This is a genomic window from Muricauda sp. MAR_2010_75 (genome assembly GCF_000745185.1).
GTDB lineage: Bacteria > Bacteroidota > Bacteroidia > Flavobacteriales > Flavobacteriaceae > Flagellimonas.
This window is the reverse complement of record NZ_JQNJ01000001.1, coordinates 2,690,008-2,708,908: the sequence shown is the minus strand read 5'-3', so window position 1 is coordinate 2,708,908 and position 18,901 is coordinate 2,690,008. Positions and strand designations below refer to the sequence as shown.

At 46.7% G+C, this 18,901-nt stretch carries 11 protein-coding genes; 3 read left to right on the top strand and 8 right to left on the bottom strand.

The features are described 5' to 3' along the window. Positions 1-768, bottom strand: coding sequence for a S1/P1 nuclease (locus FG28_RS12120; RefSeq protein WP_036383182.1), 768 nt, complete (start codon positions 766-768; stop codon positions 1-3). A 166-nt stretch (positions 769-934) separates the two neighbouring features. Between FG28_RS12120 and FG28_RS12115 the strand changes: the two genes are divergently transcribed. The 3 genes from FG28_RS12115 to FG28_RS12105 are packed head-to-tail and all read left to right on the top strand — an operon-like array spanning position 935 to position 5,197. Then, positions 935-3,133 carry a DUF5916 domain-containing protein gene (locus FG28_RS12115; RefSeq protein ID WP_036383181.1) on the top strand — a complete coding sequence of 733 codons (2,199 nt, stop codon included), beginning with the start codon at positions 935-937 and terminating at the stop codon, positions 3,131-3,133. A gap of 58 nt (positions 3,134-3,191) precedes the next feature. Continuing rightward, positions 3,192-4,454, top strand: coding sequence for a DUF819 domain-containing protein (locus FG28_RS12110; RefSeq protein ID WP_036383178.1), 1,263 nt, complete (start codon positions 3,192-3,194; stop codon positions 4,452-4,454). A gap of 44 nt (positions 4,455-4,498) precedes the next feature. Beyond that, positions 4,499-5,197 (top strand): DUF4369 domain-containing protein, encoded by a 699-nt coding sequence (locus FG28_RS12105; protein ID WP_036383176.1) that lies wholly within the window; start codon positions 4,499-4,501, stop codon positions 5,195-5,197. On the opposite strand, the gene FG28_RS12100 is transcribed toward FG28_RS12105, so the two are convergent. The 7 genes from FG28_RS12100 to FG28_RS12070 all read right to left on the bottom strand — a co-directional run bounded on the left by FG28_RS12100 (position 5,198) and on the right by FG28_RS12070 (position 18,440). Continuing rightward, entirely contained in the window at positions 5,198-5,470 is a 273-nt protein-coding gene (locus FG28_RS12100; RefSeq protein WP_036383173.1) for a hypothetical protein, read from the bottom strand. It abuts the gene before it with no gap. A 25-nt stretch (positions 5,471-5,495) separates the two neighbouring features. Next, positions 5,496-6,464 (bottom strand): type I phosphomannose isomerase catalytic subunit, encoded by a 969-nt coding sequence (locus FG28_RS12095; protein WP_036383171.1) that lies wholly within the window; start codon positions 6,462-6,464, stop codon positions 5,496-5,498. Position 6,465: 1 nt separating this feature from the next. Beyond that, positions 6,466-6,873, bottom strand: a complete 408-nt coding sequence (locus FG28_RS12090) for a 6-carboxytetrahydropterin synthase (RefSeq protein WP_036383168.1) — start codon at positions 6,871-6,873, stop codon at positions 6,466-6,468. Then, positions 6,870-7,403 carry an isopentenyl-diphosphate Delta-isomerase gene (gene idi, locus FG28_RS12085; RefSeq protein ID WP_036383165.1) on the bottom strand — a complete coding sequence of 178 codons (534 nt, stop codon included), beginning with the start codon at positions 7,401-7,403 and terminating at the stop codon, positions 6,870-6,872. The genes FG28_RS12090 and idi overlap by 4 nt, the downstream gene beginning before the upstream one ends. A gap of 57 nt (positions 7,404-7,460) precedes the next feature. Beyond that, a complete protein-coding gene (locus FG28_RS12080; protein ID WP_036383163.1) occupies positions 7,461-8,417 on the bottom strand; it encodes a type IX secretion system membrane protein PorP/SprF in 957 nt (318 codons plus the stop codon). Positions 8,418-8,421: 4 nt separating this feature from the next. Beyond that, positions 8,422-10,383 (bottom strand): gliding motility-associated C-terminal domain-containing protein, encoded by a 1,962-nt coding sequence (locus FG28_RS12075; protein ID WP_197062655.1) that lies wholly within the window; start codon positions 10,381-10,383, stop codon positions 8,422-8,424. 83 nt (positions 10,384-10,466) lie between these two features. Further along, positions 10,467-18,440 (bottom strand): hypothetical protein, encoded by a 7,974-nt coding sequence (locus FG28_RS12070; protein ID WP_036383160.1) that lies wholly within the window; start codon positions 18,438-18,440, stop codon positions 10,467-10,469. Between the last annotated feature and the right edge of the window lie 461 nt (positions 18,441-18,901).

The following is an 18,901-nucleotide window of genomic DNA, read 5'->3' as shown; positions in this document are numbered from 1 at the left end:
TTAGGCAAACAAGTCGTTTAGTACTTTGGCCAAGCGCAATCCTCCTCGTTGTAATTGCTGAAATAGCACATCATTGTATTGATAGGTATATTGGTAGCCCAATTTTTCGCCTTTCTCTGCGGAGTCATATAATTCTGCACAAATTTGGTGCGATTCATCCACCCAATCGTAAATGGTGCCTTCTTGGATTTTCTTACGCTCTTTTCGGGAAACTTCATCCAATTCGTTGGCCAGTTCCGTGTAGGTCATCCCATAGGAAACAATTAAGTTTTTATCCCACACCCGATGCAAATTACTGCCTTCGCCAAACCACTGTACCTGGATATCGTTCCCCCCCTTGTCTTCAGCCCTACTGGCATGCATAGGTTGATGCAGATCGCCAATAAGATGTACCAACATTTTTAGGTAAAATACCCGGTCTTCCCTACTCCTATTTTTGTCCTTTATTATTTGTTTGCACTCCTCAATGGCCGTGATAATGTCCCCATATTCACTCTTTTCCGAATCCTCATAGCGCATACCCAATGGGTAGTTGACATAGTGCCAAGCCGAATATTTGGAATACTTTCGGTCTGCTTTTATTTCATCGGCATAGGTTGATACAAAAGCAAGGCTATGCCCTTCCAACAAATCGTTCAAAGCCCGCTTGGCCTTTCCAGATAAATGATTTTGGGCAATATGCCCTGTGACACGATGTCCCGTTTTTCCCCAAAAGTTACCAAAGGCAAGCACAGGGGCCAGTACAAAAAGGAGGATGATTTTTTTCATGATTGATGATTGCTTCAAAAGAAGACAACAAGATATGAAATCAATTAACAAAATTTATGAATGCCAATTTTCACCATCTTTTTTGAAAGACAATGCCCCAACGCAAACTTTGGGATTTTTTTAACGAAGCTAAATCTTAAATTTGTACACCAACTAAGCTCAACTAATGTTTTATTTTCGTTCTGTAATCAGTACACTACTTTTTCCATTCCTATTTTTTGCCCAAACCAGTCCGAAACAATTCACCGTAAAATATACAGAAGACCCCTTGATGATCGATGGGATTCTTGATGATCCTGCTTGGCAAATTGCAGAAAGTGTCCATGGTTTTCAGCAATACTTCCCATCAGATTCTATACCTGCCTTGCAACAAACGGACATTAAAATGCTCTATAATGCCTCCACACTTTTCATTGGCATTAAAGTGAACACTGAAGGTGATAATTACGTAATACCTTCTTTGGAAAGAGATTACAGGGCCGGTGGCAATGACAATATAAGTTTACTTTTCGACACCTTCAATGACGGTACCAATGCATTTCTTTTTGGAATGAACCCCTACGGGGTTCGAAGGGAAGCCTTAATTTCCAATGGAGGTTCCGGTCCCAGCGGTTTTACCACGTCGTGGGATGTAAAATGGCAGGGCGAAACCAAGCTCTATGACGGGTATTATATCTGTGAAATTGCCATCCCGCTCACTTCTTTTAAGTTTAAACAAGGAGAAACAAAGTGGCGGTTCAACAGCTATCGGTTCGATATGCAGACCAATGAGCAAAGCACATGGATAGAAATTCCACAAAATCAGCTTATCTACAGCTTGGCGTTCATGGGCGACATGATCTTTGAAAAACCTTTGGGAAAATCCAGAACACCCATGGCCATCATCCCTTATGCCAATGCCATTGTTGGGAAGGATTATGAAAACAATGAGGACATGGGCAAATTGAATTTTGGCGGTGATGCCAAAATATCCATAGGCAATGGCATGAACTTGGATGTTACCCTCAATCCTGATTTCTCCAATGTAGAAGTGGATAACTTTGTTACCAATCTTAGCCGTTTTGAAGTATCGCTTCCCGAAAGAAGACAATTTTTTATAGATAACAGCGATCTCTTTGGTTCATTTGGAAATGACCGTGATGCCAACCCATTTTTTTCAAGAAGGATTGGGATTGCAGAAAATTTGGAGGACGAAACCATAGAAAATGGAATTGTGGCCGGAATACGACTCAGTGGAAAAATCAATGAAAACTGGCGATTGGGTCTGTTGAACATCCAGACTGAAGAGGATAAGGAAAACCATATTCCCAGTAACAACAACACCGTATTTGCGCTCCAAAAGAAGCTATTTTCCCGTTCCAACCTCAGCTTTCTATTTGTAAACCGTCAAACCTTTGAGGATTACGATTTTTTGGAAGAGGCAGACCGGTACAATCGGGTTATAGGTTTAGACTACAATCTTGCATCGGCAGACAATACTTGGACCGGAAAATTTTACTACCACAAGTCCTTTGCCCATGAAATTGGCGATAGGGATGGTTCCGGAGGGGTTGACCTTCGATACAATTCCAGGTATTTGAATTTTGGGCTACGCGGCAATTTTGTCGGAGAAGATTTTAGATCGGACCTGGGCTACATCCGAAGAGATGACATTGTGGCCGCCAGACCTTTTGTTGAGGTGAACTTCTGGCCTAAAAAGGGCAAATTGAATTCCCATGGTTTTCGGTTTGAGCCCAATGCCATCTGGAAACCCACCATGGACTACCAAAACACTGATTATTTTTTCTTCACGGGATGGCAGGCACAGTTTAAGACCCAAGAAGAACTTTCTGCGCGTCTTTTTAATAGATTCACCTATCTTACCGACCCTTTTGACCCCACTGGCACCGATGGTGGCGTTGAATTGCCTGCAGACCAAGGCTACTATTACACAAGTTATGAGGTAGAATTTCAAAGTGATCGACGAAGGGTGTTTTCCTATTCTTTGGAGCCAGGCTATGGCGATTTCTATAATGGGACGCGGTTTTCCTTTGAGGGTGACATGAGTTTACGGTTACAGCCCACTGTATTTCTTTCATTGGGAATGAACTACAACAGCATTCAACTTCCAGAACCTTATGAAAGTGCCGACCTTTGGTTGTTGAGTCCACGGATAAACATCACCTTCAACAAGTCAGTTTTTTGGTCCACATTGGTGCAATATAGCAATCAGCTCGATAATTTAGGGTTCAATTCCCGTTTGCAATGGCGTTTTGCCCCCCTATCCGATTTGTTCTTGGTGTACAACGACAATTACTTTGTCAATACCATTATGCCGAGGAGCAGGTCCATCAACCTGAAGCTTACCTATTGGTTGAACATTTAGGCCTAGCGTCTACACTTTTTGATTTTCCTATATTTGAGGATATCAGGATTTAAACGCTATGGACCAACTACCTTTTACGGATGACACGGTCATCTTCGGATTGCTTTGCCTCTGTTTGGGCTTTGTTTTTTATACTTCATCAATCAAGACCGGTTTTTGGAATAAATTTTATGGTGTAGTGCCCACCGTGCTCATGTGTTACCTCTTGCCCGCAATTTTGGCGAGCTTGGGCATTGTGGACGAATCGGCATCGCAAACCTATTTTGTGGCCAGTAGATATCTTTTACCTGCCGCATTAATTTTAATGACCTTGAGTATAGACCTTAAGGCCATCATAAATTTGGGTTCCAAAGCACTCATCATGTTTTTAACAGGCACTGCCGGTATTATTATCGGGGGTCCTTTGGCCATTTTAATTGTCTCCATTTTTTCTCCTGAAACCGTGGGTGGTAGCGGTGTTGATGCCGTTTGGCGAGGCTTGGCCACCATTGCCGGAAGTTGGATTGGTGGTGGAGCCAATCAGGCCGCCATGCTGGAGGTCTTTAAATACAACCAAGAAAATTATGGAGGTATGGTCCTCATCGATATAGTGGTGGCCAATCTTTGGATGGCCATCCTTTTATTGGGTATTGGAAAGACAAAAAAGATTGATGCTTGGCTTAAAGCGGACACCGCTTCCATTGAGGACCTAAAACAAAAAGTATCGACCTATACGGAAAAGATTGCACGCGTAACCTCATTGCCCGATTTGATGATGATGCTGTTTTATGCCTTTGCCGGAGTAGGCATTGCCCACTTTTTGGGCCATCATTTTGCTGGATTTTTGGAAGCCAATTTTGAGGTAATCCGCAACAAACAAAAAATACTTTCCTCGTTGGGCTCCCAGTTTCTGTGGATGGTGGTCTTTGCTACTGCCATTGGAATAGGTTTGTCTTTTACCAAAGCTAAAAATTATGAAGGGGCCGGAGCGAGCAAAATTGGGGGCATGTTCATTTACATATTGGTGGCCACCATTGGCATGAAAATGGATTTGGGCAAGGTTTTGGAAAATCCCGGACTCATTGCCATAGGGTTGGTTTGGATTTCCATCCATGCCGGGTTATTGATCTTAGTGGCCAAATTGATCAAAGCTCCCTACTTTTTTCTTGCCGTGGGGAGTCAGGCCAATGTAGGAGGTGCTGCTTCAGCACCGGTTGTGGCAGCCGAATTTCATCCTTCCTTGACATCCGTGGGTATTCTTTTGGCCGTTTTTGGCTATGTTGTGGGCACTGCGGGAGCCTATATCTGTGCTTTATTGATGGAAGTGGCCTCCAAAGTTTAAAAAGTTCAGAAGTTTATGCATATTTGCCGAGCAAAATTTTAATGATGAAGAGAATCCTTACTGCAGTACTTTTGGCATTGGCCGTTGCTTCCTGTGAAAAGAACACGGAAAACACCATGATTGTTTCCGGAAACATAAAAGGCCTGAAAAAAGGTACCCTTTTTCTGCAACAATTCAACGATTCAACCTTGGTGGTATTGGATTCCCTCAAAATTGAGGGTGATGGCAATTTCAGTTTTTCAGAAGAAGTGGTAGATCCCGATGTGTTTTACCTCTATTTGGAAAAAGAGGATAAGAATGATGTAAATGATAGGATTATGTTTTTTGGGGAACCTGGAGAAATCGTCATCAATACATCTTGGAACACTTTTGATATGAATCCCAAAATATCGGGTTCCGCATCCCATGAAAAACTTTCTGAATTCAACAAAATGTTATCCAATTTCAACCTAAAGGATTTGAGCTTGATGCAAGAAGCCGCCCAACCAAAATATCAAGAAAACACCGAGGCATTGGATTCCCTACAAAGATTGGCGGACCAAAACCTGTTGAACAGGTACAGATATGTACTTAATTTTGGGTTGAACAATGGCGATTCCTATGCCACTCCATATATTATGTTAACGGAGGCCAGTGAAGCAAACCCCAAATATTTGGACTCTGTGTACAATGGACTTTCCCCTGAAGTGGCATCATCCAAATACGGAAAAGCCCTTTCAGCCTTTTTAAAGGAGCAGGAATAACTAACTGGCGAGATTGTTCAGTTCTTCCACAAGTTCTGTGGCTTTTTCTTCCAATTGGGCCCTAATTTCCTTGAAATGGGCTTTGGTATCCTCTACCTCTTTCTGATGGATTTTGCCCATTAACTCATCGAACACGGCAATCGCCTTGTCAATGATTACGGTACCCTCTTCAGATTCTTTGTTTCCCGAACCGGCTTCCCAAATATAAACCGCTTCAATGATGTCTCCCAGCACAAAGTTGACATCCTTTTTTAAATCACGAACACTTGGCATGGTAAGTATTTTTTCAAATGTACTACTAAATGGTAACTTCTAAAAGTCTGGCTCCATGGGTGTTTATCTCCACAGCACTACTACAGGCAGCAACCAAAACAGTCTCACCCCTTTTTATGGAGGTACTGCCCCAATCATTGGAAATCGTTGCCTCTCCCCCAACACACATAAAAATGGTAAAGGAATCCCTGAGGGATACATCTTGGTGCATTGTTTTATCCAAATCCAAAAAATTGGTCTTGAAATACGGGCAATCCACCATGGTATTCACGGCATCTTTATCATTGGGATAATCCACCTTAAAATCATCTTTTTGTTCATAGTCGATGGCATCAACAGCCAAACTGGTATGCAATTCCCTAAGATTTCCATTTTTGTCCTTGCGGTCAAAATCGTAGACGCGGTAGGTAACATCCGAAGTCTGTTGAATCTCGGCCAACATGACCCCAGCACCAATGGCATGGATTTTTCCGGTATTTATAAAAAAGGTGTCCCCTTCTGAAACTTCTTCGTAGTTCATTAAATCCAACAAGGTTCCTTCTTCCAAACTTTGAATGTATTCACCTTTTTCAACGTCTTTGTTGAAGCCCACAATGAGTTTTGCTCCAGGGTCGGCATCCATGATGTACCACATCTCTGTTTTTCCAAAGGAATTGTGCCTTTCCCTTGCCAAATCATCATTGGGATGCAACTGTATGGAAAGGTCTTGCTTGGCATCTATAAACTTAACGAGGATGGGAAATTCAGTGCCAAAACGATCCACTACACTTTTTCCCAACAAAGCCTCCCCCTGCTCTGCCACCAATTCTTTGAGGGATGTACCGGCCAAAGCACCATTGGAGACTTCTGAAATATCGCCCTCTACACTAGAGAGCTCCCAACTTTCCCCAGTGATTTCACTTTCAATGGGTTTGTTGAGTACGTCTTTAAGTTTTGTTCCGCCCCAAAGACGTTCCTTTAGGATTGGTTTGAATTTTAAAGGGTATAGGTCCATTTTATCCTGAGTAAGTTACAAAATTTCGGGGGGTTTCATATAGCACAACTTCCAGGTCCTTGGCCTTGTCTATATGAGGTCTAAGCTTATTCCAGATAACGACGGCTATATTTTCTGCGGTAGGATTCAATTTCTTGAACTCGGGAACATCTGCATTGAGGTTTTTATGATCTAGAGCTTCTTCAACATGTTCCTTGATCAAGTCCTTGAGCACTTTAAGATCCATCACAAAACCGGTTTCCTGATCTATCTCACCGGTTACGCTTACAATAAGGTCATAATTATGACCGTGGTACCGTGGATTGTTGCATTTTCCAAAAACAGCTTTGTTCTTCTCATCATCCCAATCGGGCCTATGTAACCTATGTGCCGCATTAAAGGTGGCCTTTCTACTCACTTTTACCTTCATTGTGTTGGTATGTTTTTCATGAGATGATCGTAGAAACGCTCAAAAATAATCTTGAACCAAGCGGTATACTCATCTGGGTTTTCGCAAATGTCGGTTTTAATGTCCTCGGGGTGCATCCATTTCCAATCTGCCACCTCATCAGGGTTGATTTCAGGTGTTTCATTGAAGGTCCCGATCATGACATGATCGTACTCGTGTTCGGTGAGGCCATTATCAAAAGGAGCCTTATAGATAAATGAAAACAACTCCGTGAGTTCTGTGCTAAAGCCCATTTCTTCCATTAGCCGACGTTTGCCAGCTTCAATATTGGATTCTCCCTCTCTTTGATGGCTACAACAGGTATTGGTCCACAACAAAGGGGAATGGTATTTGTCCTTGGCACGCTGTTGAAGCATGGTCTCCCCCTTATCGTTCATCACAAAAACAGAAAAAGCCCGATGCAGCAATGCTTTTTCGTGGGCTTCCATTTTGGGCATTAGGCCAACAGGCTCATCAGCCTCATTTACCAATATCACATTTTCCTCTTCCATGAGGTAAAAATATGACCTTTGGCGGAATTTATCGGAAGTAAGACTTTTAAATTGTCCTTAAAAGAAGCGTGGCGATTTAAGATTGCCCACGTTTCTGATGAAATCATAGCGTAGAATGACCTCGAAAGAACCATCATTGAAGGTGGCTGCTCCCAATTCGGTGATTTCACGATCATACGCTAGGCCGATCATAAACTGGTCAGAGACCATAAAGCCAAACAGGCCACTGAAAGCAGCATCCCATCGGTAGGCAACGCCTCCAATAAACCGTTCATTCAACATGAAGTTTGCTGAGAGGTCAACCTGCAACGGAGCACCTTGCACCACCTTGGTCAATAGGGTGGGCTTGAACTTTAGGAAGGGATTCAAATCCCAAACATAACCTGTAATGGCGTATAAATTTATCTGCTCCTTGGCAGTGGACACGGATGATTCATCAAAATGTGTGGTTTCCAATATTCTTGGAGCGGAGAGTCCTGCATAAAATCTGTCGGTATGATAGTACACCCCAGCACCAATATTTGGCGAGAATTTGTTTTGAATATCTTGTTGTGATTGTAATTGTGGGTCTATCTCAAATTCGTCCAGTTCAGAATATCTGATATCGAGCATGTGGGCACTGGCCTTTAATCCAAAACTCAAACGACCTTCAAATGAAGTGTAAATGGTATAGGAAAAGTCCACATCAAAATACGTCTCCGAAGTTGGGCCTATCTTATCGTTCACCACGGAAATCCCCAATCCGACGCCTCGGTATCCCATTGGGGTGTGAATATTAAGGGTTTGTGTCTCGGGAGCGCCATCCAATCCCAACCATTGGTTGCGATATAGGGCGGCAATACTCAAATGTCCCCGAGAACCAGCATAGGCAGGGTTTACACTTACCGTGTTGTACATATATTGCGTGTACTGTGCATCTTGTTGCGCATGAACTGCTCCCATTACCCCCAGCAGTAACACGGTAAGTAGCCCCTTAATTCTATTTTTTAAATCCATTTTCTTCACAGCGGCCATTTCTTTATCGGTTTATATATAGATACCCTGAAAGTTGTTTCATATTTCCGGTGTCATCTTGGTAGTCTATGATGTAGAAATAGGTACCTACAGGAAGTTTGTTGTCCTGATCTACGGTCACCCTACCTTGGGATGTACCATCAAAGACATTTCCAACGGTATCATAGGCTCTGGTCTGATAGACCATAACACCCCAACGGTTATAAATTTTGACCGTGTTGTTCGGATAATTTTCAAGCCCGTTGATGGCCAACACATCATGAACACCATCTCCATTGGGTGTGATTACATTGATGACATCAACCGTTTCCACTGTGGTTTCACCCAAGTCTGGATCTAGATAGTTGGGGACTCCATTTTCATTGGAATCATCATTGGCATAGTTTCCATCTTGGTCTAAATCCTCATCAATGGTCTCGATACCATCATCGTCATCATCGGAATCCCTAAAATCGGGAATACCATCGGAATCAGTATCGGGCAAGTCTATGCTAGGATCATCAATTTTATCATTTACATCAATATCAATTACGGTATCTGCTTCATACCCATCATCCAATCCGTCATTATCCTTATCGGAACCTATGAGAGTCACATCGGCAATGCCATCGTGGTCAAGGTCATGGCCTTCAATAGCATCAGGCACATTGTCATCGTCACTATCGATGTCCACATAATCTGGAATGCCATCATTGTCAAAATCCAAGGGAATCAAACCAACATTGCCATCATTTTCATAGGCATCATCCAAACCGTTTCCGTTGGCATCCGCTAAACTTGGAGCGATATAGCCTAGAGCAGGTTGTGCTTCAATATTATCTGGAATGCCATCATTATCGCTATCTATGTCCAAATAGTCAGGAAAACCATCCCCGTCCGTATCTGTTGGATTTGTGGATGGGTCATTATCATTGTCAACATTGAGATCCTCAAAGCTGTCCACAATACCATCATTATCAGAATCCAAATCAATGCCAAGCGAATTGACAATTACTGTTATTGTGGCCGTATCGCAATTTCCGTTGGTATTACACACGGTATAGTCAAACGTATCCGTTCCAAGGAAGTCTGCATCGGGTATGTAGGTAATGTCATCATCTGATGGGTCATTGGGCGTGCTATTGTCATTCAACACAACGGTTCCGTTGGATGGAGTTGTAGCAGAAATAGTTCCTGTGGTAGGAATGTCATTATCATTACCTCTCCAAAGCACAATAATGTTTGCGTTAATATCTGTTGAAACTGAGTCGTCGTTGGTATCCACAATAGGAAGAACATCCACGATCACTGTTGCCGTGCTACAATCCCCTAAGGTATTACAGATGGTATAATCAAAGGAATCGCTTCCATTGTAATCGGGGTTTGGCGTGTAAGTAACTGTATCATCCGATGGGTCATTCGCTGTTCCATTGTTGTCGATGTCAACCGAACCGTTGGATGGGTCTGTGGTTGTCAAGGTGCCTGTAGTTGGCAAATCTGAATCATTATCGAAAATTGGAACCTCAATGGATTCATCTTCATTCACAGCGATTAAATCATCCACCAAATTAGCGGACTGACTCATACAAACCACGGTGAATCTTGGAAGCTCTTTGGTATTTCCGGCTTTGGTAATTGTGGCCGTGTATCGCATTACCGTTTGAGAGCTCACAACCATCGGTCTGGTTTGATCACCACCTAAAGCTGGGCTCCAACTCACTATTGCGCCAGAAGGCACACTTGCCGAAATATCAAGTGTAACCTCGTTATCCGGAGCATAACAGTTGGTTAAAATAAAATAGCCAGTGGCATTGGATCCGCAGAGCGTGCCATCATAGGTTGCAAAATAAACCCCAGGTTGAGTGGCTTCATAAAAGGAATTTGTGCCCAGAACGGTTCCTAGATCGGAAGCTTCAAACCATTGATAGTTACTTTCATCACCCGTATTGGGGGCTTGAAGCAAAAATTGTGCATTTGCAAAGTTCATCCCAAAAAACAGGACAAACAATCCAATGAATAAAGACTTATGTAGGTTTTTTGACTTCAAATTGATTAGTCTTTATATCATTCTTATTTTACTACAAACACAACATTGATCAATGCATTGTAATCTCCAGGCTGTCCAATAATATCATAGGTCAGTTCGCCATTGGCATCAATGCTCATATTCGCAAAAACTGTGGGGTCTGCATAGGTTATGTAATAATAAAGATCAGTTGCAGCATACGTTGGAATAGCTGCTGGTGCACCAGCACTTGCAACCGAAGGAGTACCATACTGAGCCACATATTGAGCATATAAATCCACTGTTCGTCCTATACCATTGGTAGAAGCATCAATGGCTATGGAAGGTGGGTAAAATATTCTTGCTGCTTTGGAAGTAATCGGTGCTATATCCTGAATCACATCTTCCACTGTAGCTTCTGTATTACCATCACCGTCAACATCCACAGGGCTGTCTGAATTTACTTCGGATGCAGTTTGATCATCTGTATCTATTGAACTCAAGGGCACATCAAGATCACCTCCCCCATCTGTTATTCGTAGATTACCTCCGGTAACCGTAAAATTGGTGTTGTACTCGTTCCCTACAATGGCATCCGCATCGTCAACGTTGTCCACATTGTCGGCAAATCCCGCTGGGACGTTGGCCAGTGAGGACCATTCCCCATCAAAATCATCGGTGGAGTCGGTGTCAAGGTTGGCCGGTAAATTGGTCAGGTCGTTGAAATCGCCCGAAAAGTCGTCCGTAACGTCGGTGTCCAAATTCGGGAACTCATTGTTCACCGCCGTGGCCACTTGGGCATCGGTCAGCTGGGTATCGTTGTCGATGTTATCCGCAAAACCGGCAGGGACGTTGGCCAGTGAGGACCACTCCCCATCGAAATCGTCCGTTGAATCGGTATCAAGGTTGGCGGGCACATTGGAAAGGTCACCAAAATCACCGCTGAAACCGGACAGGTCAAAATCGTTGCCGTTGGGGGTCACCGTGACCGTACCATCGGTGGAGGTGATCGCCTGGAGCTCGTTCGCAGGGTCGCTGTCCGCATCGTCGACATTGTCCACATTGTCGGCAAATCCCGCTGGGACGTTGGCCAGTGAGGACCACTCCCCATCGAAATCGTCCGTTGAATCCGTATCAAGGTTGGCTGGCAGATTGGCGAGATCATTGAAATCACCCGAGAAATCATCGGTGGCGTCCGTGTCCAGGTTCGGGAACTCGTTGTTCACGGCAGTGGCCACCTGGGCATCGGTGAGTTGGGTATCGTTGTCAATGTTGTCCGCAAAACCGGCAGGGACGTTGTTCAGTGAGGACCATTCCCCATCGAAATCATCGGTTGAATCGGTATCAAGATTGGCGGGCACATTGGAAAGGTCACCAAAATCACCCGAGAAATCATCGGTAGCGTCCGTGTCCAGGTTCGGGAACTCGTTGTTCACGGCAGTGGCCACCTGGGCATCGGTGAGTTGGGTATCGTTGTCGATGTTGTCCGCAAAACCGGCAGGGACGTTGGCCAGTGAGGACCACTCCCCATCGAAATCGTCCGTTGAATCGGTATCAAGGTTGGCGGGTACATTTGTTAGGTCACCAAAATCACCACTGAAACCGGACAGGTCAAAATCGTTGCCGTTGGGGGTCACCGTGACCGTACCATCGGTGGAGGTGATCGCCTGGAGCTCGTTCGCAGGGTCGCTGTCCGCATCGTCAACATTGTCGATGTCATCAGCAAATCCCGCAGGAACGTTGGCCAGTGAGGACCATTCCCCATCGAAATCATCTGTGCTGTCCGTATCAAGGTTGGCGGGCAAATTGGAAAGGTCGTTGAAGTCGCCCGAAAAGTCGTCCGTAACGTCGGTGTCCAAATTCGGGAACTCGTTGTTCACGGCAGTGGCCACCTGGGCATCGGTGAGTTGGGTATCGTTGTCAATGTTGTCCGCAAAACCGGCAGGGACGTTGGCCAGTGAGGACCACTCGCCATCAAAATCATCGGTGGAGTCGGTATCAAGGTTGGCGGGCACATTTGTTAGGTCAGCAAAATCGCCACTGAAACCGGACAGGTCAAAATCGTTGCCGTTTGGGGTCACCGTGACCGTACCATCCGTGGAGGTGATCGCCTGGAGCTCGTTCGCAGGGTCGCTGTCCGCATCGTCAACATTGTCGATGTCATCAGCAAATCCCGCAGGAACGTTGGCCAGTGAGGACCATTCCCCATCGAAATCATCTGTGCTGTCCGTATCAAGGTTGGCGGGCAAATTGGAAAGGTCGTTGAAGTCGCCCGAAAAGTCGTCCGTAACGTCGGTGTCCAAATTCGGGAACTCGTTGTTCACCGCCGTGGCCACTTGGGCATCGGTCAGCTGGGTATCGTTGTCGATGTTATCCGCAAAACCGGCAGGGACGTTGGCCAGTGAGGACCACTCCCCATCGAAATCGTCCGTTGAATCGGTATCAAGGTTGGCGGGCACATTGGAAAGGTCTCCAAAATCCCCACTGAAACCCGACAGGTCAAAATCGTTGCCGTTGGGGGTCACCGTGACCGTACCATCGGTGGAGGTGATCGCCTGAAGCTCGTTCGCAGGGTCGCTGTCCGCATCATCGACATTGTCAACGTTATCGGCAAAGCCGGCAGGGACGTTGGCCAGTGAGGACCACTCCCCATCAAAATCATCGGTGCTGTCGGTGTCAAGGTTGGCCGGCAAATTGGTCAGGTCACCAAAATCACCACTGAAACCGGACAGGTCAAAATCGTTGCCGTTGGGGGTCACCGTGACCGTACCATCCGTGGAGGTGATCGCCTGAAGCTCGTTCGCAGGGTCGTTGTCCGCATCGTCGACATTGTCAACGTTGTCCGAAAAACCGGCAGGGACATTGGCCAGTGAGGACCATTCGCCATCGAAATCGTCCGTTGAGTCGGTGTCAAGGTTGGCCGGTAAATTGGTCAGGTCGTTGAAATCGCCCGAAAAGTCGTCCGTAACGTCGGTGTCCAAATTCGGGAACTCGTTGTTCACCGCCGTGGCCACTTGGGCATCGGTCAGCTGGGTATCGTTGTCGATGTTATCCGCAAAACCGGCAGGGACGTTGGCCAGTGAGGACCACTCCCCATCGAAATCGTCCGTTGAATCGGTATCAAGGTTGGCGGGCACATTGGAAAGGTCTCCAAAATCCCCACTGAAACCCGACAGGTCAAAATCGTTGCCGTTGGGGGTCACCGTGACCGTACCATCGGTGGAGGTGATCGCCTGAAGCTCGTTCGCAGGGTCGCTGTCCGCATCATCGACATTGTCAACGTTATCGGCAAAGCCGGCAGGGACGTTGGCCAGTGAGGACCACTCCCCATCAAAATCATCGGTGCTGTCGGTGTCAAGGTTGGCCGGCAAATTGGTCAGGTCACCAAAATCACCACTGAAACCGGACAGGTCAAAATCGTTGCCGTTGGGGGTCACCGTGACCGTACCATCCGTGGAGGTGATCGCCTGAAGCTCGTTCGCAGGGTCGTTGTCCGCATCGTCGACATTGTCAACGTTGTCCGAAAAACCGGCAGGGACATTGGCCAGTGAGGACCATTCGCCATCGAAATCGTCCGTTGAGTCGGTGTCAAGGTTGGCCGGTAAATTGGTCAGGTCGTTGAAATCGCCCGAAAAGTCGTCCGTAACGTCGGTGTCCAAATTCGGGAACTCATTGTTCACGGCAGTGGCCACCTGGGCATCGGTGAGTTGGGTATCGTTGTCAATGTTATCCGCAAAACCGGCAGGGACGTTGGCCAGTGAGGACCACTCCCCATCGAAATCATCGGTGCTGTCGGTGTCAAGGTTGGCCGGCAAATTGGTCAAGTCGTTGAAGTCGCCCGAGAAATCATCCGTTGCGTCAGTGTCCAAGTTCGGGAACTCGTTGTTCACCGCTGTGGCCACCTGGGCATCGGTCAACTGTGTATCGTTGTCGATGTTGTCGGCAAAGCCGGCGGGGACGTTGGCCAATGAGGACCATTCACCATCAAAATCATCGGTGCTGTTAGTGTCCAGGTTCGGGAACTCGTTGTTCACAGCAGTGGCCACCTGGGCATCGGTGAGTTGGGTATCGTTGTCCGTACCGATAAAAGTAACCGGCGAGCCGTTCCCATTGTCAAAGGTATAGGTGCCATCCAGATTGTCCGTAATAGAAGATTTGTTGACGGTCTGTGGTGCACCATTCTCATTGGTATAGGTAACAGTGCCATCATTGTTATCCACTAAATTTGTGATTGTCTCGGCTATGGTGACCGAGGCCACATTCAAATAGAGTGCCCCATCAGTTCCAAAACTGATATCGTTATTGGCATCCGAGCTTATCAAATCTATTTGTTCCGTACCGCCACCATCGGTTATTCCGATAACACCATCGGTAATGGAGCTGCCCGTGTTGTACTCGTTCCCTACAATGGCATCCGCATCGTCAACGTTGTCAACGTTGTCGGCAAAGCCGGCAGGGACGTTGGCCAGTGAGGACCACTCGCCATCGAAATCGTCCGTTGAATCGGTGTCAAGGTTGGCGGGCACATTTGTTAGGTCAGCAAAATCCCCACTGAAACCGGACAGGTCAAAATCGTTGCCGTTGGGGGTCACCGTGACCGTACCATCGGTGGAGGTGATCGCCTGGAGCTCGTTCGCAGGGTCGCTGTCCGCATCGTCGACATTGTCCACATTGTCGGCAAATCCCGCTGGGACGTTGGCCAGTGAGGACCACTCGCCATCGAAATCATCGGTGCTGTCGGTGTCAAGGTTGGCCGGCAAATTGGTCAAGTCGTTGAAGTCGCCCGAGAAATCATCCGTTGCGTCAGTGTCCAAGTTCGGGAACTCGTTGTTCACCGCTGTGGCCACCTGAGCGTCGGTGAGTTGGGTATCGTTGTCGATGTTGTCCGCAAAACCGGCAGGGACGTTGGCCAGTGAGGACCATTCACCATCGAAATCGTCCGTTGAATCGGTATCAAGGTTGGCGGGCAGATTGGTGAGATCATTGAAATCACCCGAAAAGTCGTCCGTAGCGTCAGTGTCCAAATTCGGGAACTCGTTGTTCACAGCAGTGGCCACCTGAGCGTCGGTGAGTTGGGTATCGTTGTCGATATTGTCCGCAAAACCGGCCGGGACGTTGGCCAATGAGGACCACTCGCCATCGAAATCATCGGTGGAGTCGGTATCAAGGTTGGCGGGTACATTTGTTAGGTCACCAAAATCACCGCTGAAACCGGACAGGTCAAAATCGTTGCCGTTGGGGGTCACCGTGACCGTACCATCGGTGGAGGTGATCGCCTGAAGCTCGTTCGCAGGGTCGCTGTCCGCATCGTCAACATTGTCGATGTCATCAGCAAATCCCGCTGGGACGTTGGCCAGTGAGGACCACTCCCCATCGAAATCGTCCGTTGAATCCGTATCAAGGTTGGCTGGCAGATTGGTGAGATCATTGAAATCACCCGAGAAATCATCGGTAGCGTCAGTGTCCAGGTTCGGGAACTCGTTGTTCACAGCAGTGGCCACTTGGGCATCGGTGAGTTGTGTATCGTTGTCAACGTTGTCGGCAAAGCCGGCAGGGACGTTGGCCAGTGAGGACCACTCGCCATCAAAATCGTCCGTTGAATCGGTGTCAAGGTTGGCGGGCAGATTGGTGAGATCATTGAAATCACCCGAAAAGTCGTCCGTTGCGTCCGTGTCCAGGTTCGGGAACTCGTTGTTCACAGCAGTGGCCACCTGGGCATCGGTGAGCTGGGTATCGTTGTCCGTACCGATAAAAGTAACCGGCGAGCCGTTCCCATTGTCAAAGGTATAGGTGCCATCCAGATTGTCCGTAATAGAAGATTTGTTGACGGTCTGTGGTGCACCATTCTCATTGGTATAGGTAACAGTGCCATCATTGTTATCCACTAAATTTGTGATTGTCTCGGCTATGGTGACCGAGGCCACATTCAAATAGAGTGCCCCATCAGTTCCAAAACTGATATCGTTATTGGCATCCGAGCTTATCAAATCTATTTGTTCCGTACCGCCACCATCGGTTATTCCGATAACACCATCGGTAATGGAGCTGCCCGTGTTGTACTCGTTCCCTACAATGGCATCCGCATCGTCAACGTTGTCAACGTTGTCGGCAAAGCCGGCAGGGACGTTGGCCAGTGAGGACCACTCGCCATCGAAATCGTCCGTTGAATCGGTGTCAAGGTTGGCGGGCACATTTGTTAGGTCAGCAAAATCCCCACTGAAACCGGACAGGTCAAAATCGTTGCCGTTGGGGGTCACCGTGACCGTACCATCGGTGGAGGTGATCGCCTGGAGCTCGTTCGCAGGGTCGCTGTCCGCATCGTCAACATTGTCGATGTCATCAGCAAATCCCGCTGGGACGTTGGCCAGTGAGGACCATTCACCATCGAAATCGTCCGTTGAATCCGTATCAAGGTTGGCTGGCAGATTGGTGAGATCATTGAAATCACCCGAGAAATCATCGGTGGCGTCCGTGTCCAGGTTCGGGAACTCGTTGTTCACGGCAGTGGCCACCTGGGCATCGGTGAGTTGGGTATCGTTGTCAATGTTGTCCGCAAAACCGGCCGGGACGTTGGCCAATGAGGACCACTCCCCATCGAAATCGTCCGTTGAATCGGTGTCAAGGTTGGCGGGCAAATTGGAAAGGTCACCAAAATCACCGCTGAAACCGGACAGGTCAAAATCGTTGCCGTTGGGGGTGATCGTGACCGTACCATCGATGGAGGTGATCGCCTGGAGCTCGTTCGCAGGGTCGCTGTCCGCATCGTCAACATTGTCGATGTCATCAGCAAATCCCGCTGGGACGTTGGCCAGTGAGGACCATTCACCATCGAAATCGTCCGTTGAATCGGTGTCAAGGTTGGCGGGCACATTTGTTAGGTCACCAAAATCACCGCTGAAACCGGACAGGTCAAAATCGTTGCCGTTGGGGGTCACCGTGACCGTACCATCGGTGGAGGTGATCGCCTGGAGCTCGTTCGCAGGGTCGCTGTCCGCATCGTCGACATTGTCAACGTTGTCGGCAAAACCAGCAGGGACGTTGGCCAATGAGGACCATTCGCCATCAAAATCGTCGGTGCTGTCGGTGTCCAGGTTCGGGAACTCGTTGTTCACCGCCGTGGCCACTTGGGCATCGGTGAGTTGTGTATCGTTGTCAATGTTGTCCGCAAAACCGGCAGGGACGTTGGCCAGTGAGGACCATTCACCATCGAAATCGTCCGTTGAATCGGTATCAAGGTTGGCCGGTAGATTGGCCAAATCGTTGAAATCACCCGAAAAGTCGTCCGTAGCGTCAGTGTCCAAATTCGGGAACTCGTTGTTCACGGCAGTGGCCACCTGAGCGTCGGTGAGTTGGGTATCGTTGTCGATATTGTCCGCAAAACCGGCCGGGACGTTGTTCAGTGAGGACCATTCACCATCAAAATCATCGGTGCTGTCAGTGTCAAGGTTGGCCGGCAAATTGGTCAGGTCGTTGAAATCACCCGAGAAATCATCGGTAGCGTCAGTGTCCAAATTCGGGAACTCGTTGTTCACAGCAGTGGCCACTTGGGCATCGGTTAAAGTAGTATCCGTATCAATCAACGCGGCAAGATCAGCTAAAGCCACTGCATAGGTATTGGTATCCGAATCTGTAATTACAAGATTGGTATTTGTTGCATCTATTCCAAAAGATGTGATTGTGGTATTGGTATCCGTAAGGGCATCACTCAGGCTACTAAGATCAACATTTACACTCCCCCCATTTTCCAATGTCAATGCCAACGTATTTGTTGCTCCGTCAAAAGTGAATCCTGTCAATTGTTGGTCATCTGCAGAAGTTAACTCCCAAGAATCTCCATCCCAAAAGTATATGGTACCCGTATTGGTATTGACATAGATATCTCCCATATCCACACCATTTGGGGTATTGGCACCTGGGCTGGAAACAGCGGTGCCTTTTAAGACTTCACAATTGCATTGGTCTTGTAAAGTAACTGTGGTCTGTGAAAAGGCTATTCCTGAAGAGAGAAGTAGGATTAGGGCTATTACGCTCTTTTTCATGGGGTTAATTATTTGTTGAGGATCGTACTTGATGTGTTTTTTGTAATCTTTATTGCTTAGTTTTTCCGTGTGATTTTTGTTTATTGCACACTTCGAATTTTATAGCACCATACAAAATTACCTTTACTTATAGGGGCAAGAAATATTTGTTGTGTATACCCTAAATCCTACTGTATAGCCCCATTATTTTGAGGTCTTGCCCATAAATTTTTACCATTTTTTTAAGACCATTGGTCGATAAGACCAGTAACGGCAATGGCTGTAAGAAATTCATTTTATACGAAAAAGACTACAGTTTTCCTAAAAACAGAGAACCCTGAATATGGTCAATTAAATATCATAAGCATTGACCCTGATTTTAACCTGAAGATTGTAAAAGGATATAACTAAGTGGTAGACAGAATATTTGCTCTGAAATCTCTTTTGAAAAAATAAAAAGTGTGGAAACAAATAGCCGAAGC